This is a genomic window from Mycolicibacter nonchromogenicus (assembly GCF_002101775.1).
Lineage (GTDB): Bacteria > Actinomycetota > Actinomycetes > Mycobacteriales > Mycobacteriaceae > Mycobacterium > Mycobacterium nonchromogenicum.
In genome coordinates this window covers 73,598-100,454 of the sequence record NZ_LQPI01000060.1, presented here as the reverse complement: position 1 = coordinate 100,454, position 26,857 = coordinate 73,598, and the positions used below count along the sequence as shown (strand labels likewise).

24 protein-coding genes and 1 riboswitch are annotated in these 26,857 nt (G+C 66.3%); of the genes, 7 read left to right on the top strand and 17 right to left on the bottom strand.

The features are described from left to right. Window positions 1-7: 7 nt before the first annotated feature. The gene (locus AWC18_RS16490; RefSeq protein ID WP_085139463.1) at window positions 8-724 is read left to right on the top strand and encodes a FadR/GntR family transcriptional regulator; all 717 of its coding nucleotides are present in this window, start codon (window positions 8-10) and stop codon (window positions 722-724) included. Between the two features lie 5 nt (window positions 725-729). Continuing rightward, entirely contained in the window at window positions 730-1,557 is an 828-nt protein-coding gene (locus AWC18_RS16485; protein WP_085139417.1) for a sterol desaturase family protein, read from the top strand. On the opposite strand, the gene AWC18_RS16480 is transcribed toward AWC18_RS16485, so the two are convergent. From AWC18_RS16480 to AWC18_RS16400, 17 genes are all read right to left on the bottom strand, one after another. After that, window positions 1,554-2,432, bottom strand: coding sequence for a crotonase/enoyl-CoA hydratase family protein (locus AWC18_RS16480; RefSeq protein ID WP_085139416.1), 879 nt, complete (start codon window positions 2,430-2,432; stop codon window positions 1,554-1,556). The two genes, AWC18_RS16485 and AWC18_RS16480, sit on opposite strands and share 4 nt — an antisense overlap. Before the next feature lie 271 nt (window positions 2,433-2,703). Next, window positions 2,704-4,974: a 5-methyltetrahydropteroyltriglutamate--homocysteine S-methyltransferase gene (metE, locus tag AWC18_RS16475; protein WP_085139415.1), complete on the bottom strand. Its 2,271-nt coding sequence runs from the start codon at window positions 4,972-4,974 to the stop codon at window positions 2,704-2,706. A gap of 136 nt (window positions 4,975-5,110) precedes the next feature. Next, a riboswitch (cobalamin riboswitch) is annotated at window positions 5,111-5,315 on the bottom strand. Between the two features lie 44 nt (window positions 5,316-5,359). Continuing rightward, window positions 5,360-6,019 carry an SDR family oxidoreductase gene (locus AWC18_RS16470; RefSeq protein WP_085139414.1) on the bottom strand — a complete coding sequence of 220 codons (660 nt, stop codon included), beginning with the start codon at window positions 6,017-6,019 and terminating at the stop codon, window positions 5,360-5,362. Window positions 6,020-6,046: 27 nt separating this feature from the next. Next, the gene (locus tag AWC18_RS16465) at window positions 6,047-6,925 is read right to left on the bottom strand and encodes a mycofactocin-coupled SDR family oxidoreductase (protein WP_064998920.1); all 879 of its coding nucleotides are present in this window, start codon (window positions 6,923-6,925) and stop codon (window positions 6,047-6,049) included. 81 nt (window positions 6,926-7,006) lie between these two features. After that, entirely contained in the window at window positions 7,007-8,311 is a 1,305-nt protein-coding gene (locus AWC18_RS16460; protein ID WP_085139413.1) for a TetR/AcrR family transcriptional regulator, read from the bottom strand. A gap of 117 nt (window positions 8,312-8,428) precedes the next feature. After that, the gene (locus tag AWC18_RS16455) at window positions 8,429-9,715 is read right to left on the bottom strand and encodes an amidohydrolase family protein (RefSeq protein ID WP_085139412.1); all 1,287 of its coding nucleotides are present in this window, start codon (window positions 9,713-9,715) and stop codon (window positions 8,429-8,431) included. An 85-nt stretch (window positions 9,716-9,800) separates the two neighbouring features. Then, window positions 9,801-10,496 carry a hypothetical protein gene (locus AWC18_RS16450; RefSeq protein WP_085139411.1) on the bottom strand — a complete coding sequence of 232 codons (696 nt, stop codon included), beginning with the start codon at window positions 10,494-10,496 and terminating at the stop codon, window positions 9,801-9,803. Continuing rightward, entirely contained in the window at window positions 10,496-11,080 is a 585-nt protein-coding gene (locus AWC18_RS16445) for an Rv1363c family protein (RefSeq protein WP_208858385.1), read from the bottom strand. The genes AWC18_RS16450 and AWC18_RS16445 overlap by 1 nt, the downstream gene beginning before the upstream one ends. 14 nt (window positions 11,081-11,094) lie before the next feature. Continuing rightward, complete coding sequence (locus AWC18_RS16440; RefSeq protein WP_085139410.1) at window positions 11,095-12,378, bottom strand: MlaD family protein; 1,284 nt, start codon at window positions 12,376-12,378, stop codon at window positions 11,095-11,097. Continuing rightward, window positions 12,375-13,511 carry an MCE family protein gene (locus AWC18_RS16435; RefSeq protein WP_085139409.1) on the bottom strand — a complete coding sequence of 379 codons (1,137 nt, stop codon included), beginning with the start codon at window positions 13,509-13,511 and terminating at the stop codon, window positions 12,375-12,377. Before AWC18_RS16435 ends, AWC18_RS16440 begins: the two co-directional genes overlap by 4 nt. Further along, on the bottom strand, window positions 13,508-14,644 hold the full coding sequence (locus AWC18_RS16430) for an MCE family protein (protein WP_085139461.1): 1,137 nt from the start codon (window positions 14,642-14,644) through the stop codon (window positions 13,508-13,510). The genes AWC18_RS16435 and AWC18_RS16430 overlap by 4 nt, the downstream gene beginning before the upstream one ends. Continuing rightward, window positions 14,641-15,723 (bottom strand): MCE family protein, encoded by a 1,083-nt coding sequence (locus AWC18_RS16425; RefSeq protein ID WP_085139408.1) that lies wholly within the window; start codon window positions 15,721-15,723, stop codon window positions 14,641-14,643. The genes AWC18_RS16430 and AWC18_RS16425 overlap by 4 nt, the downstream gene beginning before the upstream one ends. A gap of 7 nt (window positions 15,724-15,730) precedes the next feature. Next, window positions 15,731-16,771 (bottom strand): MCE family protein, encoded by a 1,041-nt coding sequence (locus AWC18_RS16420; RefSeq protein ID WP_085139407.1) that lies wholly within the window; start codon window positions 16,769-16,771, stop codon window positions 15,731-15,733. Continuing rightward, window positions 16,768-18,210: an MlaD family protein gene (locus AWC18_RS16415; protein ID WP_085139406.1), complete on the bottom strand. Its 1,443-nt coding sequence runs from the start codon at window positions 18,208-18,210 to the stop codon at window positions 16,768-16,770. Before AWC18_RS16415 ends, AWC18_RS16420 begins: the two co-directional genes overlap by 4 nt. Window positions 18,211-18,212: 2 nt before the next feature. Beyond that, the gene (locus AWC18_RS16410; protein ID WP_085139405.1) at window positions 18,213-19,070 is read right to left on the bottom strand and encodes an ABC transporter permease; all 858 of its coding nucleotides are present in this window, start codon (window positions 19,068-19,070) and stop codon (window positions 18,213-18,215) included. 5 nt (window positions 19,071-19,075) lie between these two features. Beyond that, window positions 19,076-19,885 (bottom strand): MlaE family ABC transporter permease, encoded by an 810-nt coding sequence (locus tag AWC18_RS16405; RefSeq protein ID WP_085139460.1) that lies wholly within the window; start codon window positions 19,883-19,885, stop codon window positions 19,076-19,078. A gap of 291 nt (window positions 19,886-20,176) precedes the next feature. Beyond that, complete coding sequence (locus AWC18_RS16400; RefSeq protein WP_085139404.1) at window positions 20,177-20,971, bottom strand: spirocyclase AveC family protein; 795 nt, start codon at window positions 20,969-20,971, stop codon at window positions 20,177-20,179. A 219-nt stretch (window positions 20,972-21,190) separates the two neighbouring features. Between AWC18_RS16400 and AWC18_RS16395 the strand changes: the two genes are divergently transcribed. The 5 genes from AWC18_RS16395 (at window position 21,191) to AWC18_RS16375 (ending at window position 26,856) form a co-directional block, all read left to right on the top strand. Continuing rightward, the gene (locus AWC18_RS16395; RefSeq protein WP_085139403.1) at window positions 21,191-21,841 is read left to right on the top strand and encodes a TetR/AcrR family transcriptional regulator; all 651 of its coding nucleotides are present in this window, start codon (window positions 21,191-21,193) and stop codon (window positions 21,839-21,841) included. 38 nt (window positions 21,842-21,879) lie between these two features. After that, window positions 21,880-23,079: a cytochrome P450 gene (locus AWC18_RS16390; protein WP_085139402.1), complete on the top strand. Its 1,200-nt coding sequence runs from the start codon at window positions 21,880-21,882 to the stop codon at window positions 23,077-23,079. Window positions 23,080-23,259: 180 nt separating this feature from the next. Continuing rightward, complete coding sequence (locus AWC18_RS16385; protein WP_085139459.1) at window positions 23,260-24,861, top strand: nitric oxide reductase activation protein NorD; 1,602 nt, start codon at window positions 23,260-23,262, stop codon at window positions 24,859-24,861. Between the two features lie 10 nt (window positions 24,862-24,871). Continuing rightward, window positions 24,872-25,681 carry a CbbQ/NirQ/NorQ/GpvN family protein gene (locus AWC18_RS16380; protein WP_085139401.1) on the top strand — a complete coding sequence of 270 codons (810 nt, stop codon included), beginning with the start codon at window positions 24,872-24,874 and terminating at the stop codon, window positions 25,679-25,681. Window positions 25,682-25,743: 62 nt separating this feature from the next. Beyond that, on the top strand, window positions 25,744-26,856 hold the full coding sequence (locus AWC18_RS16375; RefSeq protein ID WP_085139400.1) for an ABC transporter substrate-binding protein: 1,113 nt from the start codon (window positions 25,744-25,746) through the stop codon (window positions 26,854-26,856). Window position 26,857: the final 1 nt, after the last annotated feature.

Genomic DNA, 26,857 nt, shown 5'->3' with positions numbered 1-26,857 from the left:
GGAACCCATGGATTTGGCGCCCATCTCCCGCACCGCGATCTCCGACACGATCTTCGTGCGGCTGGTCGAGGAGATCCTGACCGGACGCCTGCCCGCCGGCGAGCCCCTTCCGTCGGAACGCGAATTGGCGCTGACCCTGCAGGTCAACCGCCACGCCGTGCGCGAAGCCCTCAAACGGCTGCAGCAGGCGGGCCTGGTCCGGATCAGCCACGGCGGCAAGACACGGGTGCTCGACTGGCGCCAGAGCGCCGGCCTGGATGCCCTGACCGGGCTGGCCGTGGCCGGGGCGATCCCCACCCGCCAGATCATCGGCGACGTCGCCGTGATGCGACGCTCCATCGCCGCAGACGCCGCACGCCTGTGTGCGCGCAACGCCACCCCGCAGCAGCGGGCCGCGATCACCGCTGCCGCGGCGGCCTACCCGCCCGCCGACGACCTGCACGCCCTCGCCGAAGCCGACCTGACGTTCTGGATCGCCGTTATTGACGGGTCCGAAAATATTGCCTACCGGCTCGCCCTCAACACCCTCGTCGCGGCATACGAGGAGATGGGCCGCGAGGGCATCTACGCCCTGGGCGTCGCCGAGTTCGCCGACCGCAGCGCTCACATCGAGCTGGCCGCCGCCATCGCGGCCGCCGACGAGGACGAGGCCTACCGCCTCGCCGACGAGTTGCTGACCCGGTTCGTCACGGCCTGCCAGTCCGGCGCCGAGGGAGAGGAATAGTCGGCATGTTCGACCTCATCGCGCACGCCATTCCGGTCTTCGTGCTCTGCCTGGTCCTGGAAGCCGTGTCATTCGCCGTGCGGCCCGACGACGACGAGCTCGGTTACGAACTGCGCGACACCGGCACCAGCCTGGCGATGGGCATCGGCAACGTCATCATCAACATCGGCTGGAAACTGGCGGTGCTGGCCATCTTCAGCGCGGCCTACCTGCTGGCGCCGGTTCACCTGCCCGCGTCCAATCCACTGACCTGGATCGCGCTGTTCGTCGCCGACGACTTCGCCTACTACTGGTATCACCGCACCCACCACACCATCCGGGTGTTCTGGGCCAGTCACGTGGTGCACCACTCCAGCCGGCACTACAACCTGTCCACGGCCCTGCGCCAGACCTGGACGCCGTTCACCTCGGTTCCGTTCTGGATCCTGCTGGCCTTCGCCGGATTCGCCCCGTGGATGATCCTGCTGCAGCAGTCGGTCAGCCTGCTCTACCAGTTCTTCATCCACACCGAGCGCGTCGGAAAGCTCTGGCGACCCGTCGAATTCGTCTTCAATACCCCGTCGCATCACCGGGTGCACCACGGGGCGAACGCGAAGTATCTGGACAAGAACTACGGCGGAATCCTCATCGTCTGGGACCGGCTGTTCGGCACCTTCGAGCCCGAGGACGAGCGCGTCGTCTACGGCTTGACCAAGAACATCGACACGTTCAACCCGGTGCGGGTGGCTACCCACGAGTACGTCGCGATCTGGCGTGACATCCGCGCGGCCCGCTGCTGGCGTGCGGTGTGGGGCCACCTGTTCCGCGGTCCGGGATGGCAGCCCGCTGGTTAAGAGCCGGGCACCCACTCGTCGTAGAACGGCGGCATCTGCGAGGCCCGAGCGCTGAAGTGCGGGGCGCGCTTTTCCAGGAAGGCGCGCACGCCGTCGGCGCCGTCGCCGATGCTGGTGTAGAACATCGCCAGCGAGTCCACCCGGTGTGCCTCGACCGGGTCGGGCTGCGCGGAGTTGCGGTAGAGCATCTGGCGGATCAGCGCGAAGGAGACCGGCGAGCGGCCCTTGGTCCAGGCATCGGCCAGCGCCCGCGCCTCGGCCAGAAGTGTCTCCGGTTGGTGAATCGCCTGGGCGATCCCACATGCGTGCGCAGCCTCGGCATCGAGAATGTCGGCGCGGTAGAGCAGGTCCAGAGCCGTTGGCACGCCGACGATCCGGGGCAGGAACCACGTTGAGCACGCCTCCGGCGTGATACCCAGTTTCCCGAACACCAACCCGAACCGTGCGGTGGTCGAGAACAGCCGGGCGTCCATGGCCAGCATCATGGTGGCCCCGATTCCGACAGCGGCGCCGTTGACCGCCGCGATCACCGGCTTGCGGCAGCCGTAGATCGCCAGCGTCACCCGCCCGCCGGTGTCGCGCACCCGCGCCAGCTCCGGATCGTCGAGGTCGGCCATATCGGCCAGTGACGGCGACTTGGACTCATCGAGGCCGAACACGTTGCCCGAGCTGGACAGGTCCATGCCCGCACAGAACGCACGCCCGGTGCCGGTGACGATCACCGCGCGGACGTCGTCGTTGTCGTTGACGTCGATGAAGGTGCGCTCCAGTTCCTCGGCCATCTCGACGGTGAATGCGTTGAGGTTGTCCGGTCGGTGCAGGTACACGGTGAGAATGCCGTCTTCGACCTCGTGGTGCAGCGTGGTGAAGTCCATCAGCCGAGGCTAGTTGCAGCGATCTGTTGACTCTGCCCCTGGGGGAGATTCGACACGGGACAAGAAGCCCCGATGGGCAACAGGGTCGGCATGCTGACCGAACCGCAACTGGGACTTCGTCTGCACCAACAGGGCAGGGCCGACCCGGGCGGCCGGCACGCTTCCGGACGGTTCCGCCATCCGATGGCGGGACTTATCCGTGCGCCGAGTGTGCGTCCAAGGCGAAAAACAGGTGAAAATCCCGCCCTGGACGCACACTCGGTGAGCCTCTCTACACCCCGGCCCGGACCTGCTGGGCCGCGGCGACCATGTTGGCCAGTGAGGCGTTCACCTCGTCGGGCTTGCGGGTCTTCAACCCGCAGTCCGGATTCACCCACAGGCGCTGCGCCGGAACGGCGTCCAGTGCCTCGCGCAGCGACGCGGCCATCTCGTCGGCGCTCGGTACGCGCGGCGAGTGGATGTCGTAGACACCCGGTCCCACCGCGTTGGCGAACCCGATCGCGTTGAGGTCGTCGAGCACCTCCATGTGCGAGCGCGCCGCCTCGATCGACGTGACATCGGCGTCCAGGTCGGCGATCGCGCCGATCACCTCACCGAACTCCGAGTAGCACAGGTGGGTGTGGATCTGGGTCGCATCCGACACCCCCGACGTCGCCATCCGGAACGCGCCGACCGCCCAGTCCAGGTATGCCGCTTTATCGGTGTCTCGCAGGGGCAGCAGCTCGCGCAGGGCGGGCTCGTCGACCTGGATCACCGCGATGCCGGCGGCCTCCAGGTCGACCGTCTCCTCCCGGATCGCCAAGGCCACCTGGTCTGCGGTGTCGGCCAACGGTTGGTCATCGCGGACGAACGACCAGGCCAGGATGGTGACCGGGCCGGTGAGCATGCCCTTGACCGGCTTGTCGGTCAGCGACTGGGCGTAGGTCGCCCACTGCACCGTCATCGGCTCGGGCCGGGTGACGTCGCCGAACAGCACCGGCGGTCGCACGCAGCGGCTGCCGTAGGACTGCACCCAACCATTGCTGGTGGCGAAGAATCCCTCCAGCTGCTCGGCGAAGTACTGCACCATGTCGTTGCGCTCCGGCTCACCGTGCACCAGCACATCGAGGCCGAGGTTTTCCTGCAACGTGATGACGGCGGCGACTTCGGCTTTCATCCGGTCGGTGTACTCGGCGTCATCGATTTCGCCGGCGACCAGGGCCGCGCGGGCCTTGCGAATCTCCACGGTCTGTGGGAACGAACCGATGGTGGTGGTCGGCAGCGGTTGCAGGTGCAGACGCTCCTCCTGGGCAACACGACGCGCCTCCGCCGAGCCACGCTGGACACCGGCCGCTGTGATCTCGGCGATCTGCGCGCGCAGAGCCGCGTTGTTCAGTCGCGGGTCGGTCTTGCGGGAGGCGACCGCGGCGTTGGACGCGTCGATCTGCGCTGCCACGGCTTCTCGCCCCTCGCGCAGGGCACGGGCCAAGGTGGCCACTTCGGTTACCTTCTCGGCTCCGAACGCCAACCAGCTGCGCAATGCGTCATCCAGCCCCGTCTCGGGCTCCAGCGAGTAGGGCACATGCAGCGTCGAGCACGACGTCGACACCGCTACGGCGGCAGCGCTTCCCAGCAGCGATGCCAGCTTGGCCAGGGCGGCCTGCAGGTCGGTGCGCCAGATATTGCGGCCGTCCACCACACCGGCGACCAGAGTCTTGGACGCCAATTGGGGCACGGAGGCGATGGCGGTGACGGAGCTGGAGACCAGGTCGACACCGATCGCCTCGACCGGGGTGCGGGCCAGCGCCGCCAGCCCCGCGCCGGGGTCACCGAAGTAGGTGGCCACGAAGATCGCCGGCCGATTGGTCAGCCCGCCGAGGCGGCTGTAGACCTGCTCGGCCAGGGCTGGGGCGTCCGGGGCGATATCGGTCACCAGCGCCGGCTCATCGATCTGCACCCACTGGGCGCCGGCGTCGGCCAGCTTGCCCAACAGTTCGGCGTAGACGTCGGTCAGCTCGGCCAGGCGCGAGATCGGCGGAGATGCACCGTCGACGGCCTTGCTGAGCAGCAGGAATGTGATCGGGCCGATGATCACCGGCCGGGCGTTGATGCTTTGGGCCCTGGCCTCGGCCAGCTCACCGAGCACCTTGGCGGGGTGCAGCGAGAAGCTCGTGTCCGGACCGATCTCGGGAACGATGTAGTGGTAGTTGGTGTCGAACCACTTGGTCATCTCCAGCGGAGCGATGTCGGCGTTGCCGCGGGCCGCGGCGAAGTAGCGATCGAGCTCGTCGGCGATGCCGGTCACCCGGGCCGGCAGGGCGCCCAGCAGTGCTGCGGTGTCGAGCATCTGGTCGTAGTAGGAGAACGTGTTCACCGGCACCGAGTCCAGGCCCGCGGCGGTCAGCTCAGCCCAGGTGTCGCGGCGCAGGCCGGCAGCCACCTTCTGCAGTTCGTCCTGGTCGATCCGGCCGGCCCAGTAGTTTTCGGTGGCGCGCTTGAGTTCGCGTCGCGGTCCGATGCGCGGTGAGCCGAGGACGGTGGCGGTGAAAGGTTGAACGGTCACGATGTGATCCTTCGGTTGACGAGGGTGGGTCAACGCCAGCAGCCGCCCAGCTGATCCGGTCCCGTGCCTATATATAAAGCACTATAACCCTCAAAACCAGACGCCTATTCCGCGAGGCGTTGATCCGCCGGGCGCGGCGCGCCCGGCACAACGGGCAGGTATTCGGACTCGCAGGCGCGCACCGAGGTGCTCCTAATGGCCGTCGCTTCCCAGTCGGTGGGCGAACCCGTGACCAGTGCTCATGACGGCGGTCGTTCCTGCATACCGCTGCGGGACAGTCCCGGATTCTCACCGGGTTCCCTCTTGCGCTGCGCGGAGAACCGCACTGCGCTCGATGCCGAAGCCGCCTGGCGGCGACAACGGCAAACCAGTTGCGGAATCGAGGCTACTCCGCGTGACCGGCCGCGAGCGCCTCTGGGATCGGCGTCTGCCCGTCGTTGAATTCGATGGTGCGGCCGATGGTCGCGTCGTCGGTCAGGCAGGCCGCGATCGCCAACGCGACGTTGCCGCGCGAGACCTGTCCTTTGCCGGTGCCCGGGCCGACGGCGATGTGGCCGGTCGCGGGCTCCAGGGTCAGCCGGCTGGGGCCCAGCACCGTCCAATCCAGATCCGTCGCCCGCAGATGGGCGTCGGCCGCGGCCTTGGCCTGCGCGTACGGATAGAACGAATCGCCTTCGGCCACTCCGTGTTCGGGGCCCGCGCCGAAGTAGGACACCATCACGAAGCGCCGCACACCGGCTTTGGCGGCGGCGTCGATGGTGCGGATGGCGGCGTCGCGGTCGACGGCGTAGGTGCGTGCCGGGTTGCCACCGCCGGCGCCGGCCGAGAAGACCACCGCATCATGACCGGCCACCAGCCGGGCCAGCCCATCGGTGTCGAGCTGCTCGATGTCGGCAACCACCGGAACCGCGCCGGTGGCTGCGACCTCCTCGGCATGGTCGGGGTTGCGGAACACCGAGCTGACGTGGTCGCCACGGCCGGCGAGGATGGGGGCGAGCAGCAGGGCCACTTTGCCGTGGCCGCCGAAGATCACGACGCGTGCCATGGAGTCGACCGTACGCGATCTATTCGGCTACCCGCCCGGGCCGTTGGGCCACTTGAGCAATGAGCCGGCGTCGACGCGGATGTGCTGGCCGGTGATGTAGCGGGCGTCATCACTGGCCAAGAACACCCCGAGGTTGGCCATGTCCTCGGGTTCCACGTAGGGGATCGGCATGGCCTGGAAGAGCGTGAACAGGGGCTCGGCGTCCTCGCGGGTGGCCTTCTTGCCCTGGGCGGTCAGGTCTGGGCGGAACATGGAATACATGCCGTCGTTCTGCAACAGGTGGGTGTTGCAGTTGGTCGGGTGGATGGCGTTGACCCGGATCATCCTGGGCGCCAAGTGCAGAGACATCTCGTCGACGTACTCCATCACGATGCGCTTGCTCCACCCGTAGCCGGCGCCCCCGGGTCCCATGTTCGGGTTGTCGGTGGTGCCACGGATCATGCCCGCGGTCGAGCCGGTGACGATGATGGATGCGCCATCGGGCAGATGCGGAATGGCGACGGCGACGGTATTCATCACGCCCAGCAGATCCACATCGGAGGCGTCGACGAACTGCATCGGGTCGGGCTTGCCCATCGCCATCGGCAGAATTCCGGCGTTTGCGACCACAATGTCGATGCTGCCCAGGTCGGCCAGTCCGGCCTCGACGGCATCGCGCAACTCGTGGCGCTCACGGACGTCGGCGATCCGGGCGACCACCCGGCGGCCGAGTTCCTTGACGGCACGCTCGGTCTCGGCCAGATCGTCGGGGGTGGCCAGCGGGTAGGGGTTGGACTCGATCTGGCGACAGATGTCGATGGCGATGATGTCGGCGCCTTCTCTGGCCATCGCGAGGGCATGGGCGCGGCCCTGGCCCCGGGCAGCGCCAGTGATGAATGCGACCTTGCCGCTGAGCTTTCCGGACATGGACCGAACCTATGCGACCGCCCGGGCTTTATCAATAGGTATTCGGAACAAAACTTTGGTAGCGCTTTCGCGCCGTTGTCCTTACCCCTCGAGGTCCCGCCGCGCGGCCCCTCGGACCAGCGTGTCGCGCGCCAGGGTCAGCGCGGCACGTGTGCCCTGGTCTCGCACGATGTTCTCCGGCATCCACAGCAAGTCCATGACGCACCGGGACAACATCTCCATGGAAGGTGTGTCGATGCGGATATCGCCCGATCGAGTTCCGTCGGACAACAGCGATTTGAGCTGCCGCAGCCGCGTGGTGAACGCCAGACCTGGGTTGGGGGTGTCCGGCGGCGAATAGCGCATCCACGCGAGTTGTATCTTCCACTCGTCCGGGAACTGGTCCAGCGCATTGATATTGATCCAGCTCAGAGCGTCGAGCTTCTCGATGGGCGTCGCGTCAGCGCGCAGCACCGCCGCAAAGCCGCCCCCGGCTTTGGCCCCGAACGACGCCATGATCGATGCCAGGAGTTCGTCTTTGGAACCGATCAACCGGTAGACCGTGCCGGTTCCCATGCCGGCTGCGGAGGCGATGTCGCGGACCGTGGTGACCTCGTAGCCCTTGCTGCCGAACTCCGCACGAGCCACCGCCCGAATGTGGGCGGCTTTGTCGTTCTCATCCGCGCGGTTGTCATCAGCCCAGGTCTTGATGGCCTCTTCAGCGGCCACGAATGCCGGGGAGTGGTCCAACTCCTCATCGCTTTGCTCGCGAGTGGCCAAGCCCTGCAACATGATGCGGCTCAGCAGTGCTGCGGTCTGATCGGCGGCGGCCTTGTGTCGGATGACGTCGAGTCCCACGTGCATCATCGACTGAGTTATTCGGTCGGCCAGCGTCGGAAGGTCGATGTCGGGCCGGATGTAACCGCTCCATCGTGCTGCCCTCAGGGTCTGCAGCATCGCCTGTTGCGCAGTGGTGGGGGGCTCGCGAAGCAGCTTGACCAGTTCGGGGTTGGCGCTGGGCGCCTCATAGAACGACATCTGCAGCGCGGCGCGATGCGCGACGGCGCACCGCGCGATGGCCGAGCCCAGTTCCACGATGGCGTCTGCGCCCGGCGCCGGGCCGAGCTCGTCCAGCCGCTCATGCGCCACCGCGCCAAGGTTCTCCAGGTCGGCGTGGTAGCGCCGGACCAGTTCGACCAGGATGGCCTCTTTGGAGTCGAAATGGTGGTAGAGACTGCCGGGCAGAATCCCGGCCGCGTCGGCGATCTCCTGCAGCGAGGTCCGCAGGCCCGACGAGGCGATCAGCGTGGCGGCCGTCTGCAGAATCTCGGTGCGCCGTGTCCCGTCGTCATAGCCGCCGGTACGCTCCGCAGAAGATGCCGCTCCGGCTGGCTTTCGGCGCCCCACCGCACCTCCACTGCTCCCGTGATCAGCTGGGACCGACCCGAGCCCTACGACCGAATATTTGTTTGAAACGCTACCAGAATGCCGCTGTCCGACCGCGCGGTTGGTGCCACGTACCGGTCATGTTCCGGTGGGCAGCTTGGCGGCCAGGTCCAACACCGTCACGGTATCGGTCCCGGTCTTCTTCAGCCGTTGGGACGAGCGGTAACCCAGGTCGACATCGGCGGCCTGTGCCCGCAGCGCGCCGACGGTGGCCCGGTCTCGGGGCAGGTGGGTGAACATGTCAAAGGAGAAGAGCCGCAGCGCGTTCTGGTGGGTGATCTTGTCGATCTCGTGATCCGGCAGCCCTGCCAGGTAGCCGGCGAGCGACTCCGGTGCTACCGGCCAGGTCGAGTCCGAGTGGGGGTAGTCGCACTCCCAGGTGATCATGTCCAGGTTGAGCTTGTCCCGGTTCTCGATGCCGAAGCCGTCGTCGATGAAGCACGTCACGATGCGTTCCAGAAACACCTCGCTGGGCAGCTTGTCGCCGAAGTTCTGATGTGTCCAGCCTCGGTGCATCTTGTAGACCCGGTCGACACGCTCAAGAAAGTACGGAATCCAGCCGATGCCGCCTTCGGAGAGAGCGAAGGTCAGGTCCGGGAACTTGCGCAGCGTCGGTGACCAGACCAGATCTGCCGCGGCATTGACGATACTCATCGGCTGCAGGGTGATCATGGTGTCCACCGGAGCGTCGATCGAGGTGATCACCACCGATGACGATGACCCGATGTGCAGGCAGACGACAGTGTTCTCGTCACTACAGGCCTGCCAGAACGGATCCCAGTGCGGGTCGTGCAGCGAAGGGTAGTTCAGCTTGGTCGGGTTCTCCGAGAAGGTGACCGCATGGCAGCCCTTCTTCGAGACCCGCCGGACCTCATCGGCCATCAGCTGCGGGTCCCAGATCGGCGGCAGCGCCAGCGGGATCATCCGGCCCGGATAAGTGGCGCACCACTCGTCGATGTGCCAGTCGTTGTAGGCCCGCAGTACCGCCAGCCCGAGGTCCTTGTCCTGGGCGCGGGCGAAGTACTGACCGCAGAACTGCGGATAAGACGGGAAATTCATCGCCGCGGCAACACCGTTGGCGTTCATGTCCCGGATTCGCTCGTGAATGTTGAAGCAGCCTTCGCGAATCTCGCTCAGTTTGGTCGGTTCGGCGCCGTACTCGTCGGGTGGTCGGCCGGCGACCGCGTTGAGGCCGACGTTGGTGGCCTCTTGGCCCTCGAATATCCATGCGTCGGTGCCGTCAGCCCGCTGAATCAACTTTGGCACGTCGTCCTTGTACTTCGCCGGGATGTGGCCCTCGAACATGTCGGGCGGCTCGACGAGGTGATCGTCAACGGAGACGAGGACGAAGTCGTCCATATTCATGCGGGCTCCTCGCACTACGCGGACAGGGAAGAGGTGTCGCCCGCACGACTCTACGGCGGAACAGATATTTGGTCAACGGACGCCGTTACTCGGCGATGGACGCGAACTCCGGCGTGATCAGGTCATTCAGTTCGGACCAGGGCACGGTCACCACCTTGAGGCCGCGACCGAACTGAACCTCGGGGATCTGCAGGGCAATACCTTCGCGAGTGGGGACCCAGTACCTGAAGTTCACATCGACGGGTGCGAACTGGCCGGCGCGGCGCCAGTCGCGCAGCTGCGTCGGCGTGGCGACCGCGGCCAGCTGTGCCTCCGTTCGTTCGCCGAGTCGCGTCAGGCCAGCGGTTTTGTCGCGAAACAGGTTGTCCCACGTGATGATCTCGCCGTTTCGTGCGTCGCACACGACCGTTCCCACGGTGCGCATCGGCATGTGCGGTTCGGCGGTGTCATAGGACCCGACGAAAACCTCGGAGACGGTGTTGGCTCGCACGGTCAGCGTTCCGCTCGCGTCGAACCTCCACGGCCGTCGGGTCGAGCCATCCCACGTCGCCTGGGTGACTTCACGGTTCGCCTCGGCATCGATGTGATTGTTGATCGACTGGGCCGCCGGCGAGTCGCTGTCGGCAAGGCGCTGATAGCGCACCGTCCACGTTCCCAGACCGTCGGGGCTGTTGCCGGAGATCAGCGTATCGACAGGTTGGGCCCGGGCCACCCCGGCCAGGACCGTGCTGCTCAGTGCGAACAGCACGAGCACCGCCGGGATACGGCTTGCGGCGGACACTATTTCAGCTCGACGTGACTGGCCAGCCATCGGCCGTCGACCCGCTCCATGGTCACGTCCACCCGGCTGCGGTCGATCCGGGCGGACGGACTGGCGACATTGGTGATCGCCTGGTCCACGAACAGCAGGATCTCGACGCTGTTCTTGGATGCCGACTTGACCGCGGCATCGAGCACGACCCCTTTGCTCATCGCCTTGTTGTCGATCAGTACCTGACGTAGTTGGGTGGCGGACTGGGTGTACATGTCCTTGAATTGCCCTGTGGCGCCGTCGATCACCGTCGCGAAGTTGTCGTCGACACTGGTGGAGTCGATACTGGTCAGCGCTTCGGCGTAACTGCGGGCAGCGGCCAGTGCCGCGCTGCTCGCGGAAGCGATGGTCCGCTGCTGCTGGTATTGCCACCCCAGATATCCCAGCGCAACCACTGCGGCGATGCAGATACCGGCAGCGGGGGCGCGGACCGCGCGCCGCGGTCGAGGACTGGCCTCGGGGCGGCGCGCAGCCTTCGCGTCGTCTGCGGCGGCGGTATCGGCAGAGTCCAGTCTGGAAACGTCGGACGCGGCCTCGCCGATCTCGGCTGTCACGGTGGCCTCCTTCCTCATGGCGGGTCAGGTGGCAGTGGCGTATTCATTGGCGCACCGCCGAAGGGTGTGGGCAGCCTCAGGGGATCCGGCGGCACCGGGTCGGTCTGTGCCAACGGGTCGGAGCCGGGGGGTGGACCGGCCGTGTCGTCCCCGGGCGGACGCGGAGCGTTGCGGGCCCCGCGCACCAGAATGGAGGGGTCGGGGTTGGTGCAGTAGGTGTACAGATAGGGCTCGGGGTAGTTGGGGATAGACGGGGGCAGCGGTGGTAGCCCGTAATCGCAGCTGTAGCGCGGATACAGGTCGGCGAGCACCCAGAACGCGTGGTCGCGCACCACGCCGGTCAGCGCCTCCACCGCCGAACCACCGCGACTCGAGTTGACGATCTCGTTGAGAGCGGGCAACCGCGCGTAGGAGAGTTGCGCCGTGCTGACCAGGTTGCCCAGCAGCTGAACCATGGTGTCGGAATTGTCCTCGATGATCTGGTCCATCATTGCGAACGGACGCCCGCCACGATCGGCCAGGACTCGGAACCCGCCATCCATTGCCTGGGCTCCCGTCATGATGTCCCGCAGGTTCTCGGCGGTGCGCGTCATTCCGCCCTGGGTGTCGACGAACGTGGTCAGTACGGTCCTGCTGGTTCGCAGCACACGCACGGTCTCGGGAAGCACTGAGTCGAGGGTCGAGATGAGGAACGCTCCGCCGTCGAGCAGGGCCGCGAGCTTATCCGGCCCCTGACCCGACACCCGAAGTTCGGTGGTGATGGTGGCAAGCCTCTCCGGATCGACCTGCGCCAGTAGGCCGTTGGCGTCGGCCAGCAGTTGCGCCAGCGACACCGGTACCGCGGTGCGCTCTTCGTCGATCACCGCACCGTCGGTCAGGGCCGGTCCGCCCGGTTGCTCGGGGGAGAAGTCAAGGTACTGCTCTCCGGCCGCCGACAGCGCGGAAACGCGGACGCGACTGTTCTGTGGCACGCGTTTGCGGCTGTCGATCGCGACGGATGCCACCACACCCGTATCGCCCAGTGACACCGACGTGACTTTGCCGATCGGCACCCCGCGCAGCGTGACGTCCTGATTGGGCAGCAGCCCTCCTGACTCGCGCAGGTGGACCTGTACGGCGATAGTCGATCGGAATGGGCTGATGCCCAGAGTTCCACCGACGATGTAGATCAGCACCACGATCAGGGTCAGTGCGATCCCGGCCACGGATACGGCGACCCGGTGGTTGCGCAGCGCCGCCACGGAGCCGATCAGCAGTCGCGCCAGCCCGTCCAGCAGGTGCAGGGTGCGGCTCCTCATCGCGGCTGGTGCTCCGGTCCGTAGATGCGGCTCAACAACAGGTTCCACTCGTAGCGCAGGCTGCCGATCATGGCGTGCCAGTCGGTGCCGTCGGGGCCGTGGGTTCCGGGGTCGCCGGGATAGTTCTTGTCGGGCAATGCCCCCAGCGCCAGCTGGGTGATGATTCCGACGGCGTGGATGTCGGGGCCGCTGGTGATGTGGGTGATGCCGGAGATCATCCGATTCCAGACGTTCATATTCAGATCGGGGTCGGCGGCGATCTGATTGAAGACATCCGACAGGTGGTTGAGGTCGCTGATGGTGCTGCGCGTATCGGTGCCCCGCATGGAGGGGAAGCGGTTGAGCTGAGTGGTGATTCGACCCGATGTCGAAACCAGGTCGGCGATGCCGGTGACGTTGTCGGCCAGGGTCTGCGTCGCCGGGGCGGCGGCGGTGAGAACGTTGTTGAGACTTTCGCGCCGTGCCGACAGCGTGGCGGCCAGATCGGAGGTGTTTCGCAACGCCTCGTCGAGCTGCGCGGAGCGATCGTTCAGGTGTGCCAGCAACGTACTGGAGTTGTGCAGCAGGGCGGCCACCTTCTCGCCGCGCCCGCCCACTGCTGTACCCGCACCGTTGACGGTGGAGACCAGTTGGCGGATCGCACCGCCGTTGACCAACAATGCGGCCGAGCCCAGGACGTCTTCGATGGTCGCCGCAGATGTCGTGTGGTCCAGCGCGATGGTGTCGCCGTCGTGCAGTCGTCCGGCATCCGTCGGCGTATCCGGTCCGGGGCGCACGGCGATGAAGATGTCGCCGAGCGGGGTCGCGGATCGCAGCTCGGCGACGGTGTCGCGGTACAGCGCCACGCCTGCGCTGACCTTCATGGTGACCAGCGCGGTGAATTCCTGGGCAGCAATGGATTCGACCTCACCGATATCGGCGCCGTTGAGCTTGACCTTCGCCTTCACCGGAAGGTTCAGCGCATTGCTGAATTCCGCCCGCAGGGTGATGTCGCCGTCGGTCCGTCCCGGTGCCGGCAACGGAATGCCGGCCAGGCCGCCGCCCGCACAGCCCGCCAGTGCCCACACCAGCCCCGCGATCACCACGGACCGGAGCGCCTGACGAACACCGGTGGCCACGTCGTGCCGCGTCATCGCCCGGTTCCCGCCATGTTCTCAAGCAGCCCGGTCATTCCCTCCACGAAGAACGTGGTGCCGAACGCGGGCGCATTGTCGGCGACCGTGCCGGTGGCACAGCCCAGGTCTTTGATCCCCGCGAGATTGCAGACCTCCTTGGCCATCTGACCGTTGAGCATCAACTTGTCGAGCAGGGGATGGATCCGAAGGGTCCGGCCGCTGGGATCGATGGCGTTGTAGATGTTGGTGCCCACCAGTGGCAGCACGTCGAGGATCTCCTCGACCTGGCGGCGGCTCTGCGTAAGGGTGGTCGTCAGCGCACCGAAGTCACCGACAACGCCCTTGATGGTGTCCCGGTTCTTTTCCAGTAACGCCGCGGCTTGGTCGAGAATCTGGTTGGCCTTGGCGCCGGTCCTGCCCGTACCGAGGTTTTCGGCGGCGATGAGGTCGCTGAGCGCCCGAATGTTGGTTCCGAAGTCACGTATCGCGGTGTCGTTATCCGCGGCTGCCTCGGTCAAGTCGGCGAGGCTGGCGGCAATGGAGGCAATGGTCTTCTCGGTGGCGGCGCCATTGTCGGAGCTCAAGCGCAGGGCCTGCGAGAGTTGATCGAGGGCTGCTTTGATGTCGGGTCCGCTGCCGGTGGAGATCCTGGCCCCGATCCCGATCAGGTTGGCGAGTGGGCCGTGGCCTTGGCTGTCTCCGTCCAGTGCACGAGAAAGCTTGTCGGCCATGGCCAGTGTGCGATCGAACTCGACGGGCGTTCTGGTGCGGGGCAGGCCCACGACGTCGCCGTCGCGCAGCTTCGGGCCACCTTCGTAGGGCGGTGTCAGTTCGACGTGCCGATCGGTCAGGATGGAGGTGGACACGGTGACCGCCTGAACATCGGCGGGGATGTCGATGTTCTTGTCGATGGCAAGCTTCACCTCGACGTAGCTGTCTTTGGGGTTGATCTCGGTGACCCGGCCGACGGGCATGCCGAGCACGGAGACGGAGTTGCCCGCGTACAGGCCCACCGCCTCCTCGAATTGTGCCGTCACGGTCATCGCGCGGTGCGAGCCTCCGGATGCCAGGTACCAGAGCAGTAGTGCGGCGCAGGCCAGCAGAGCCGATCCCATCGCGATCGACTTGGTTCGGCGGGTTGGCCGGCTCATCCGGGCAACCTTGCCGGGTCCGGTGGTGGCCACCCCGGGAAGGGATCGGCTGCCGGTTGGCAATCGGTGAAGTACTGTGCCAGCCCGAACTGCTTGCCGCGCGCACTGAGTGCGCACATCCACGAGTCGATCAACACCCCGGCGGGCAGGTTGATGTCCAGCGCCGTGCCGCTGCCGCTGGCATTGGCGAGATTACGGAATGCGACCGGCATGACCTGCAAGGTGTTACGCACCAGCTCGTCATGCGTGGCGGCCATCTGGGCGAACTCCCGCATGTTGGCCAACAAGGCGTTGATCGCCGGCTCGTCGTTGAAGAGCGTCTTGAGCGTGTCGACCAATGCGGTGACGCCGTCGAGCAGCCGGTGCAGCGACGCCTGCCGGGCATTGATCGTCTGCAGCAGGTCGGCGCCCTGAATGACCAGCGCGCCGAGATCGGCTTTCTGGTCGCGGATCACTGCGGTGATGGTGTCGACGTTGCGCAGCAGTGATCCCATCTGGTCGCGGCGCGCGGCGATCACGTCGGCCAGGGATTTGACGTTGCGCAGGGCCTCGGGCAGTGCCTCGGGAACACCTTCTAACCCGCTGCTCAACTCCGCCATGGATTGAGCGATGCGGTCGGCGTCGACCTGTTCGAACGTGGTGGTCGCATCGGCCAATGTCGCCTGGAGATTGTAGGGAACCGAGGTGTTCGCCAGTGGGATGGTCCGCGACGTCAGCTCGCCGGGCCCGGCGGGGGAGAGCTCCAGGTAGCGTCGCCCCAGCAGTGTGGTCAGCTTGATCGCGGCGTGCGAGGCGCCACCGAGCCGAATGCCCTTGCTCGCGGTGAATTTCACCGTGACGTGGTTGCCGGCGAGCGCGACGTCTTTGACCGTGCCGACTTCGATTCCCGCCACAGTGACCTGATCTCCGGGCCTGAGCTGGGCGGCTTGGGCGAACTGGGCCTGATACGTGGTGCGGCCCACCGACAACTTGCCGATACCGACAAGGGCGAGGACGACCACCGCCATCACCGCTACCGAGACCGTGCCCACCCAGACGGGGTTGTATGCCTCGATGGGGCGCCGGGGTCTCCGCAACATCAGCCGCCTACCTGCAGATCGGTGAATGTTGGACGACATTGCCCGGGGAGGCGAGCTTGACGGTGCCCGGGATCACCCGGCCCAGGAACGCGAACACCGTGGCATTGATGTCGCAGATGTAGCCGTCGATGTAGCTGCCGCTCTGGGTAGCTCGGGCCAGACCTTTGAGCACCAGCACGAGATTCGCGCCGTAGTAACCGAAGCGTTGCCTCCCCTCGCCGGTGAGGTGGCCGACGAATCCCGGCTCGCGCAGCAGGAATTCCTGGAGCTGGGGATAGACGGCGTCCAGCATGACGGCCAGTCGGTCCGTGGCCGCAGTGATCGACCCGGCCGAGTTCATCAGCTCGTCGCGCCGGCTGGCCAGCGTCGCCAAGGAGCTGCGGGCGTTGTCGATCACGGCGTGCAGGTCGCGGTCCTGGCGGGCCAGGATCGCAGTGACTTCGTCGAGGTTGGCTATCACCTCGCCGAGGATCTGATCGGGCCCGGCGAAGGACTCGGCCAGTGCGGAGGTCTGACTGATCAGTGTCACCAACGAGGCGGAGTCGCCCTGCAGCGCCGCAATGATGCCGCTGGTGAGGTTGTCCACCTGTTGCGGGCTCAACAGGGTGAACAGCGGCTCGAATCCGTTGAGCAGATTCGAGATGTCGAATGACGGTTGGGTGCGCTCGACCGGGATGCTGGCGCGATCCGGCAACCGCGTGTGCGAGGGTGCGTTGCCGGCGGACAATCCCAGATAGCGCTGGCCGATGATGTTCTGATACGTCACCGATGCGGTGGTGTCGTCGTAGAGGGCGTACGTCTTCGGGACCCGGAAGGTGACCCTGGCGACGTTGCCGTCCAACACGACTCGATCCACGCGGCCCACCCGTACCCCGGCGGTGCGGACATCGTCACCGCTGTGCAGACCGGAGACGTCGGTGAACACCGCGCTGTAGGTGTTTGTCGGGCCGGTGACTTCACGACGAAGCGTGCCGAAGACCAGGAACGTAGCGGTGGTGGACAGCACCAGGAACAGCGTCAGTCCGAGCAGCGCCTTGCGGTATCTCATCGCTGCCCACCGGTGTCTGCTGTCATCCGAACCGTGTTGCCGCGCAGCAGTGGCGCGAGCAGGAGCTCGGCGGCCGGGCTGGCGTGATCACCCAGGATGACCTTCAACTGTCGTTTCTCGCGAGCGCTGCCGACCGGGCCGACGTTGCCGCCGAAGACTGCCGCCTGGGGTTGGGCCGGGGGATCGGAGTCCGGTGGCGCGGGCTGCGGAGCGGGGAGTTCGGGTCCGGCCGGCGGGGGCAGCACCGAGCCTCGCGGCGGAGCAGAATTCGGGCGGTTCTCGGTGATGCCGGGAGGCAGCGGAAATCCGCGCGATTCCAGTGACGGCGTCAGCGCCGGAGCGGTGGGTACCTCGGGCGCGGTGAAGCAGCTGGGGCCGGCCATGTCGCCATATCGAGGGCAGTCCGCGCGCACATAGGTCCGGGTCGGGTTCAACGAGATGACGGCCTTGGCCACCAGCTGATTGGTGTCGTAGTTCCACGCGACGTCCATGACGCGGCCCACCAGCGTGGTCAGGCGGCTCGCGATCGCGTGCAGCGTGTCGCCGTGATCGCTCAGCACGCCCAGGACCGGCGTCAGCTTCGTGGAGATCTCGATCATGCGGTCGGTGTTGTGGTCGAAGGCATCACCGAGTACGCCGGCCGTGCCGAGTCCGGCGGAGAGCAGATTCGTCAGTTCCGAACGCTTCTCGGCCAGCGTGCGCATGGGTGTGACCGCCTCATCCAGTGCGTCGAGAAGGTCCGGGGCGGTCTGCCCCAGAGCCGCCGTTGCCGCGGTGAGCGCCGACATCGTCGACGGGCTCATCGGGTCTCCGGTGACGACGGCGTTGAGTTCGTCGACGATCTCGTTGAGGTCGCGACCGGCCTGCTGCAGTCGTTCGCCGCGCCCGCGGGTGGCGTCGCCCAAGGCGGTGAGCCATCCCACGCTGTCCGCGGTGGGCCGGCGTGCCACGGCGGCCAGCAGTTGGCGGAACTTGTTGAGCGTGGTCTGGAATAACACGGTCGGCAAGGACTGATCCTCAGTGATCACCGCTCCCGATCGCACCGGGGCCGAGCCGGAGCCGTTGTCGATCAGCTGCACCGACGACACGGCGAAGACGTTGGAGGGCACCACTCGGGCGGTCACGGTGTCGGGAATGCCGGACGCGTGCGCGCGGTGAAGGTCGATTCGCACGATATTGGGCCGACCCGCGGTAGCGGGAGTGACGGCAGAGACGAATCCGACCAGAACGCCACGGAATTTCACATCTGATTTCACCGGCAGCCCGTCACCGACGTTGGTGAGATCGGCGGTGATACGCACGGAATGCTGCAGAACGCCCTGGGATTGTGCGATCAGCAGCGTCACCGCAATGGACACGATCGCCAGCAATGCCAGCCCGGTGAAGAACAGGCGAAGGTTGGACGGTCCGCGGTCGTTGGTGTCGAAGGCGTTCGGCATTATCAGCCACCGAACCTCGCGCCGGCGTCGACGCCCCACATCGCCATGGTCAGCAGTGCGTTCAGAATGATCACCACGGTGATGGTGGCCCGCATCGCGTGCCCCGCCGCGACTCCGACGCCCTGCGGGCCGCCCGAGGCGAAATAGCCGTAGTAGCACTGGATCACTGCGGCGAAGAAGATGAAGATGACGCCTTTGGCCGTAGCGTAGAAGACGTCGCGTCCACTGCTGAACAGGGAGAAGTAGTGTCCGTAGGTGCCCGCCGAGGTGTCCGCGATGATTCCGACCACCACTTGCGCGGAAAGGTATGCCGCGGCCAGGCAGACCAGGAACAGCGGGATCGCCGCCACCACGGACGCCGCTACGCGGGTGGTCACCAGATAGGGGATCGGTTTGATCGCCAGTGCGTCCATCGCGTCGATCTCCTCGGCGATGCGCATGGCGCCCAGTTGGGCGGTGAATCGGCAGCCGGCCTGGGTGGTGAATGCGATGGCGATCATGACGGGAACCAACTCGCGGGTCGAACCCCATGAGGACAACAGCCCGGTGGCCGGGCCCAGGCCCAACAGGTTCAGCGCGTTGTAGCCCTCGATGGCCAGCAGTGCCCCGGCGGTTATCCCGAGCACCAAGGACACGCCCATGGTTCCCCCGCCAACAACGAGAGCGCCGTTGCCCCAGGCGATGTCGGACAGACTGCGGGTGAACTCCCGACGGTAGCGAGCCAGCATGACCGGGACCGCGACCAGCACGCGACAGATGAAGTCCAGCATGTGGCCGGCCTTGGCGATCGGTCGCCAGACCAACTCGGCCAACCGGAGGATCTGGTGTACCGCGCTGGGGCGGTAGACGGCGACGGTCATGGCGGCTACAGGCTCGCTCTGGGAAAGAGCAGCAGGTAGAGCTGGCTCATCCCGACGTTGACGATCATCAACAGCAGGATCGATTCGACCACCGCCGCATTCACCGAGTTCGCGACCCCGGCTGGCCCTCCTCGGGTGTCCAGGCCCTTATGGCAGGCCACCACCGCCACGATCGCGCCGAAGGCGATCGCTTTGGCCAGCGCCAGGACCATGTCATCGACCGTGGCGAACGACGCGAACGTGGCGACGAAAGACCCCGGTGTCCCGCTTTGCACATAAACGTTGAACAGGTACCCGACGAAGAAACCTGCGCACGTCGCGAGTCCGGTCAACGCCACACCCACCAGGATCAGCGCTGCGAAGCGCGGAACGACCAGCCGGCGGATCACCGAAACGCCCATCACCTCCATCGCGGCGACTTCTTCGCGCATGGTCCGCGATCCCAGGTCCGCGCTGACCGCCGACCCGACCGCCGCCGCGAGCAGTATCGCGGCGACCAGCGGAGCGCCCTGGCGGATCACCACCAGCCCGTTCGCGGCGCCCGACAGGGACTCCGCGCCGACTTGGCCGGCGAGTACGGAGAACTGGATCGACAGCGTGACCCCGACCGGAATCGTCACCAACAACGTGGGAAGTAATGCGGTGCCGGCCATGAAGGCCGCCTGCTTGACGAACTCCGACACGGCGAAGCGTCCGGTGAACAGGTCGATGAACAGGTACTGCACGGTGCGCAGACCCAGAGTTGTCTGCCCACCGACGGTTCCCAGCGAGCGCAGCGGATGCGACCAGACATAGGACCGAAGCCACCCTCCGATCTCGGCGAGCGCAGCACCTTCAGCATGCTCGCCGCGCTCCGATGTGACAGCCAGCGGAACCTCCCCGTTCTGCTCGACGATCACGACTCAAAAGTCGCCATCGGACGCCAAGCCGTCGACCGACCTACGGACCGAACCGGCCCTACCTCGTGCAGCCGTCAGGCGGCCGCTGCGGCATTGCGGACCCAATGTTTGGTTTCGTGAGCGGAGCCTATCCTGCGTTGCCGCATGCGGTCAACGCCTTGGCGCCGTCGTGTCGGCGCCCTTCCTCGAACCGGATCGTTGACGCTGTCAACGGCCCACCAGTGGCTGATTCGGCACTCCCGGGAACAGTTGCTCGCTGGGTCCGGAGTTGACCCAGCCGCCGAGCTTGGTGGCCAGATGGGGCGCGAACACCGCACCGTACAAGCCGTTTCCGATCACGACGACGGTGAGAATCGACAGGATCGACGCCTGCAGTCGCGTCTTCGCGCGGCTGTCCGCCCACATCTCGATGACGTTTCGCCCTTGCGAATCGGTGCGTCCGAGGAGGTAGGTGAAGACCATCATCTGCACCCCCATCGCCAGGGAGTCGTACAACGGGTACTGGTGAACGGTCCCCTCCCGCAGCGCCAGGCCGGGGATGACGTAGCCGTAGTGGAAGATCCCGAAGCGGGCTCCCAGGAAGGCATTGAACAGCAGTGCCCAGCAAAATCCGACGACCAGGCCCACGCTCAGCAGTGTGATCGGCCGGCGCCAGCGCAGTCGCGTGCTCAGCCAGCGCCCGAGCGTCGCGCCGAGGACGGCGGGCAGTACGAAGTAGGCGATATAGCCGACCGGAACCGACGAGGGCAGGCCGCCCCACGTCATGTTCAACGGCCACCACGATGGCATGCGCGGCAGAGCCGGTGGGAACTGTGCGTATACCGCCCAGTCGTAGGGCGCCTCGATCCACGAGAACGAGATGGCCGAGATGCACAGCAGGAGAAGTGGATGCAGCCGGCCTCGCCGAACACTCAGATACACCCCTGCTGCGGTGAACCCGATACCGCCGAGGTAGGCGAAGGAAATGCCGGCAATCAGTAGGGGAGTCAGCTCGGTGTTCACGCCCGGACCTCATCAGGCTTGCTGCGGGCTTCGGGATCGAAGCGCCAGACGACGCCGAAAATCAAGGCGATCAATCCGAACAGCGTGCCCAACATGATCACAGCACCCACGTCCCGCTCTCCTTCGGCTTTGGACGGATAGTGGACACTATCCAATCTAGGTAGTGGATACTATCTTGAAGTCGGGTTGTATCGGGCGTGATTCGAGGAGTGAAACAGGTTGAACCAGCGAGCGTCCACGGCGCGAGGCAACGCTCCGGCGGTCCGCAGATCGCGCGGCGAACCGCGCCGCCTGCTGCTCGACGCGGCGCGCGAACTCTTCGGCCGACAGGACTACCGCAGCACGACCACGCGCGAGATCGCCCAGGCGGCCGGCGTCACCGAGCCGCTGTTGTTCCGGCATTTCGGCTCGAAGGCGGCGCTGTTCCGGGAGGCGCTGGTCGCCCCCTTCACCGGCTTCGTCGAGGACTTCGCCCAGACCTGGCAGTCGCTTGACCCCGATCAGACCAGCGAAGAAGAGCTGGCCCGCCACTTCGTCGGACGCCTCTATGACGTGTTCGTCCGCCATCAGGGGTTACTGGTGACCCTGATGGCGTCGGAATCCCTCACCGAGGAAGAGGCGGCGCAGGCCGGCATCGCCGATGTCCGGCGGGCGCTCACGCTGCTCGGCAGGATCAGCGCCGAAGGGATGAACCTGCGATCGATCGGATCGACGCACCCGAATCTGCCGGCGCACTCCACGGTGGCGATGATCGCCGGCATGGCCGCGCTGCGGTCCACCTACTTCGGGTCCAGGCCGCCGTCGAGAAAAGTGATCGTCGAGGAGCTCACACAGGCGAGCCTGCACGGCTTCCTGCACCGCAACGGCTGAAAGCGCCGAACCAACGCTTCGTCGAAGGGATGTGACCTATGAGTGCCAGCACCGTCGAGTTGTACTACGACCCGTTCGACCGCGATATCGACGACGACCCCTACCCGGTGTGGAAGCGCATGCGCGAAGAGGCGCCCCTGTATTACAACGAGAAGTTCAACTTCTACGCACTGAGCCGCTACGACGACGTGGCTCGTGAGCTGCCGAATTGGGAGACCTACCGTTCCGGTCGCGGCACCACTGCTGACATCTTGTTCAACAATCTCGAGGTGCCGCCGGGCATCCTGCTGTTCGAGGATCCGCCGTTGCACGACTTGCACCGAAGTCTGCTCTCACGGGTGTTCACCCCCCGGCGGATGCTGTCGGTGGAGCAACTCGTGCGGGACTTCTGCGTCAAGGAACTGGACCCGCTGGTGGGCGCCGGCGGCTTCGACTTCATCGCTGATCTCGGCGCGGTGATGCCGATGCGGACCATCGGCTATCTCCTCGGCATCCCGGAGAAAGACCAGGAGGCGATACGGGACCGCAACGGCTCCTTCATCGAGATGGCCGAAGGGCGTCAACCCGGTGACTTCACCCAGCAGATATTCGCCGACAGCATCGTGATGTTCTCCGAATACATCGAGTGGCGCGCCAACCACCCCTCAGACGACCTGATGACCGACCTGTTGTGCGCTGAGATCGATGAGCCGGACGGGACGCGGCGCCCGTTGTCGCGCACCGAGGTACTCGCCTACACCGCGATGATCGCCGGGGCTGGGAACGAGACCACGGCACGGCTGATCGGTTTCATGGCGCAGCTGCTCTCGGACCACCCCGATCAACGCCGTGAGCTGGCCGCCGATCCCGGCCTGATTCCCGGCGCGATCGAAGAGACGCTGCGCTATGAGCCGCCGTCGCCGGTGCAGGCCCGCTATGTCGCTCGCGATGCCGAGTACTACGGCCGCCGGGTTCCGGAGGGCTCATTCATGTTGCTGCTGAACGGGTCCGCCAACCGAGACCCCCGGCACTTCGACGACCCCGATCGCTTCGACATCCACCGCGAGGGTGGACACCTCAGCTTCGGCAAAGGCGTGCACTTCTGCCTCGGATCGGCACTGGCCCGACTGGAGGCGCGAGTCGCCTTCGAGGAGGTGCTCAAGCGATGGCCGGACTGGGAAGTCGACTATGCGGGCGCCGAGCGCGCACACACCGCCAGTGTGCGGGGGTGGGCGAGGCTGCCGGTAGCCGCTCGGTGACGCTCGCATAGGCCACGGCGGGCCCGACCAGCGCCGCGCCTCGAGCGATTGACTGTGGCCGTGACGAACTCTACGGTGGAACAGATATTTGGTCGCCAGGTGGACGAGGAGCCCGTGAACCATCACGATGCTGACGAGTCCCTACAGCGCTGGAACTTGTTGGCCTCCGCGCTATCCGGGATGCCGCTTTCGGTGGCGGCCGTTGCCGTCGGCGAAGCCGCGTGGACCGACGGCAAGACCGTCTACATCGACCCCGGCTTGGAAGCGATCCGTCAACTCACAGCGGTGACGGTTCAGGCCTGCCTGCTTGCGGCCGGAAGCCTGGACGCCGAGTTGATGCGCAGGCTGGGCCGGCGTGGCGGGCTCGCGGCGCGCTATCTGGCCATCGAGGGACATCGGGCGCTGGCGGCCAATGCGGACCTGTTGCCACCGGCAGTGGCGGCGCTGATCGATCATGGCCTCGCCGCCCGCAGTGACTCACCGGCGGCATCACTGATGCTGGCGAGCACCGCCGACCACACGCCGCCGGCAGATTTCGGTGTTCTTCGGCCGGGAAAGCTGCTGGCTGAGCGCAAGAGTCAGGCCGCGTCCGATGCGTCGCAACCGCACGCCCCGCGGCATCAGCGCACGCCGTTGGCCGACCTCGACGACGGCGGCGCCGAGAGCGCCGAAGACGCCGTCGATATCTTCTCCAGCCCGGTCGGCGGCAGCGGGGTGCTCGGGCGGCTGGTCGCCAAGATGCTCTCGGTGACTCGCCGGCTGAGCGGAAACGGGCCGCCGGGCGCCGATGCCTCCACCCATCGGACGCGCTCGGGAGTCCGGGGCGCCGGCCATGCCGTGTCCTACGCCGGCGGTCTCACCGATGACAACATCGCCGGCGCCACCTCCGGCGCGACCTATCACGAATGGGATGTGCATCGTCGGTGCTATCGGCCGAACTGGTGCACCGTTCTGGAAGTCGCCGCCAGTCCCGATACGTCGACGTCGCTGCGGCCGGCGGACCACAGCCTGCGTCGGCCGCTGGCGAGACTCGGCGTGGGTTTGGACCGTTACCACCGCCAGCCGCAGGGCGACGACATCGACCTGGATGCGGCGATCGAGGGCCGGGTCGAAGTGCTGGCCGGCTCGGCGCCCGACGAAGCGGTCTACGTGGACAGCCTGCGCCGGCGGCGGGAGCTGTCGGTGCTGATTCTCCTGGACGTCTCGGGCTCGGCGGCCGAGCCCGGCACCGCCGGTCAGACCGTGCATGACCAGCAGCGCGCGACGGCCGCTGCCTTGGCCACGGCGCTGCATGGCCTGGGGGATCGCCTCGCGCTCTATGCGTTTCACTCGCAGGGCAGGTCGGCTGTACACGTCACTCCGGTCAAGCGCTTCGACGATGCGCTCCACGTGGGGGTGATGCGGAGGTTGCAGGGGCTGAAACCTGGCGCCTACTCGCGGCTGGGCGCCGCCATCCGGCACGGCTGCGCCATCCTGGAAAGCCGTGGGGGGACACCGCGGCGACTTCTCGTCGTGCTCTCCGACGGGCTGGCCTATGACCACGGCTACGAACGTGTCTACGGCGCGGCAGATGCGCGCCGTGCACTCGCTGAAGCGCGCCACCGTGGCACCGGTTGCCTGTGCCTGACCGTCGGCGCGGCCACCGACGTCGACGAATTGCGCCGGGTGTTCGGCAGCGCCGCACACGCGACCGTGCCCCGGCTGGACCAACTCAGCCGGGTGATCGGTCCGCTGTTTCGTTCGGCGTTGAGTTCGGCCGATCTGCGACGACGGGTTGCGTGACGAGAAGGGTATGAAGAGCATGACGGCTGCGGCCCCGGGTCCGCGTCCCTACTACGTAGCGACCGGCAACGAGGAGCACGTTTTCAAAGCTGCTTTCCGGCAGGGGTTGTCGATTGTCCTCAAAGGACCCACCGGGTGCGGGAAGACTCGCTTCGTCGAGGCGATGGCCCATGATTTGGGCCGCCCGTTGGTCACCGTCGCCTGCCACGATGACCTGACCACCGCTGATCTGGTCGGCCGATTTTTGTTGCGCGGTGGTGAGACGGAGTGGGTAGACGGGCCGCTGACGCGAGCGGTGCGCGAGGGTGCGATCTGCTACCTCGACGAGGTGGTGGAGGCCCGCCAAGACACCACCGTTGTGCTGCATCCGCTGGCCGACCACCGCCGCCAGTTGCCGATCGAACGGTTGGGCGTGACCCTCGATGCAGCGCCCGGGTTCGGCTTGGTGGTGTCCTACAACCCCGGGTACCAGAGCGTGCTCAAAGATCTCAAGGATTCGACCCGGCAGCGGATGGTGGCTATTGAATTCGGCTTCCCCGCAACCGACGTCGAGGAGAAGATCGTTGCGTGCGAGGCTGGTGTCGACCATGAGCGAGCCGCCGAGCTGGTCCGGCTCGGCCAGGCGATACGCCGTGTCGAGACCGGTGGTCTGCGCGAGGTGGCGTCGACGCGGGTGCTGATCGCGGCCGGCCGACTGATCGCCGAGGGGCTGACTCCTCGTGAGGCGGCCCGCGCTGCCATAGCGGGCCCTCTCACCGATGACTCCCTGGTGGCCGGTGGTCTGCTGGAGATGATCGACGTGTACCTGCCCCAGCGATGATTGACGGTCGACCGGGTGCGCGATAGGGTCTGAACAAATATTAGGTTCATCACGGAGGCGAGATGTCCTACGAGAGCACCGCGGAGCCGATCAAGATCGGGTATCTGATGGACTTCCGGCTCCCCGAAGGCTTTCCGAAGACCTATTTCGAGGACCTGACTCAGCCATTCGACCTGGTTTTCAAGCAGGCGACCGAGCGCGGCCTGTTGGATCGGCCGATCGAGATCGTCTATCGCGAAGTCGAGGGCCTGCCCAAGGGCTCGGTCAAGGCGGTCATCGACGCCTACGGCGAACTGTGTGACGAGGGGTGCCTGGCGGTCTTCGGGCCGCACATCACCGACAACTGCGTGCCGACACGGGAGGCGATCGAGGACCGCTTCAAGGTGCCGTGCATCAGCGTCACCGGATCTGACGAAGCATTGGGGGAGTGGTTCTTCGCATTCCCGCAGGGCTCGCTGACAGACGAGCCGATCTTCTGGACCGACCTGCTAGCCAAGGGAGGACATACCGAAGTCGGCGTGCTCAAAGAGCAGTCGCTGGTGGGCGAGACCTATCTGAAGAACTTCCGCGAAGCGTGTCGGCGAAAGGGCATCCGGATCGTCGCCGAAGCGACGATCGCGCAGACCGCGCAAGATGTCTCGGCGGCCGTACGTACCCTGCACGAGGCCAAGGCGCCCGCGATCGTGCACTGCGGCTTCGGCTTTGGCGTGGTCTTCATCAATCCTGCACTGCAGGAGCTGAACTGGGATCCGCCTCGATTCACCTCTACCGCGTTTCAGAACGCTTGGATCAACCCGATCATGTGGAACGCGTTCATGGGCTGGGTCGGCATCGACCAATACGACGAGGGCAACCCGGTCGGGCAGGCGTTTCTCGACGACTACGAGCAGGCCTATGGCCGCCGTACCGAGTGGTGCGTGTCGGTGGTCAACCGCGACGTCGCGATGACACTGGTTCGCGCCCTGAGCGACGCCCACCCACTGAGCCCGCGCGGCGTCAAGGAAGCCCTGGAGCGGGTCAAGATGATGCCCGCCGCCTCCGGCGCTCCGGGCACCCGGGTCTCATTCGGCAACTGGACCCGCCGCGCCTGGATGGGCGCCGGATATCTGGTTGCTCGCCGACTCGATGCCGACGGCGTCAACTCTCATCTCGTCGATCGTTTCGGAGAGGAATAAC

Bases quoted from the DNA above. Each gene is read 5' to 3' on its own strand.
- AWC18_RS16490 (WP_085139463.1), top strand. From the start codon at position 8: ATGGATTTGGCGCCCATCTCCCGCACCGCGATCTCCGACACGATCTTC.
- AWC18_RS16485 (WP_085139417.1), top strand. From the start codon at position 730: ATGTTCGACCTCATCGCGCACGCCATTCCGGTCTTCGTGCTCTGCCTG.
- AWC18_RS16480 (WP_085139416.1), bottom strand. From the start codon at position 2,432: ATGGACTTCACCACGCTGCACCACGAGGTCGAAGACGGCATTCTCACC.
- AWC18_RS16470 (WP_085139414.1), bottom strand. From the start codon at position 6,019: ATGGCACGCGTCGTGATCTTCGGCGGCCACGGCAAAGTGGCCCTGCTG.
- AWC18_RS16465 (WP_064998920.1), bottom strand. From the start codon at position 6,925: ATGTCCGGAAAGCTCAGCGGCAAGGTCGCATTCATCACTGGCGCTGCC.
- AWC18_RS16455 (WP_085139412.1), bottom strand. From the start codon at position 9,715: ATGAATATGGACGACTTCGTCCTCGTCTCCGTTGACGATCACCTCGTC.
- AWC18_RS16440 (WP_085139410.1), bottom strand. From the start codon at position 12,378: ATGAGGAGCCGCACCCTGCACCTGCTGGACGGGCTGGCGCGACTGCTG.
- AWC18_RS16435 (WP_085139409.1), bottom strand. From the start codon at position 13,511: ATGACGCGGCACGACGTGGCCACCGGTGTTCGTCAGGCGCTCCGGTCC.
- AWC18_RS16430 (WP_085139461.1), bottom strand. From the start codon at position 14,644: ATGAGCCGGCCAACCCGCCGAACCAAGTCGATCGCGATGGGATCGGCT.
- AWC18_RS16425 (WP_085139408.1), bottom strand. From the start codon at position 15,723: ATGTTGCGGAGACCCCGGCGCCCCATCGAGGCATACAACCCCGTCTGG.
- AWC18_RS16420 (WP_085139407.1), bottom strand. From the start codon at position 16,771: ATGAGATACCGCAAGGCGCTGCTCGGACTGACGCTGTTCCTGGTGCTG.
- AWC18_RS16415 (WP_085139406.1), bottom strand. From the start codon at position 18,210: ATGCCGAACGCCTTCGACACCAACGACCGCGGACCGTCCAACCTTCGC.
- AWC18_RS16410 (WP_085139405.1), bottom strand. From the start codon at position 19,070: ATGACCGTCGCCGTCTACCGCCCCAGCGCGGTACACCAGATCCTCCGG.
- AWC18_RS16390 (WP_085139402.1), top strand. From the start codon at position 21,880: ATGAGTGCCAGCACCGTCGAGTTGTACTACGACCCGTTCGACCGCGAT.
- AWC18_RS16385 (WP_085139459.1), top strand. From the start codon at position 23,260: ATGCCGCTTTCGGTGGCGGCCGTTGCCGTCGGCGAAGCCGCGTGGACC.
- AWC18_RS16380 (WP_085139401.1), top strand. From the start codon at position 24,872: ATGAAGAGCATGACGGCTGCGGCCCCGGGTCCGCGTCCCTACTACGTA.
- AWC18_RS16375 (WP_085139400.1), top strand. From the start codon at position 25,744: ATGTCCTACGAGAGCACCGCGGAGCCGATCAAGATCGGGTATCTGATG.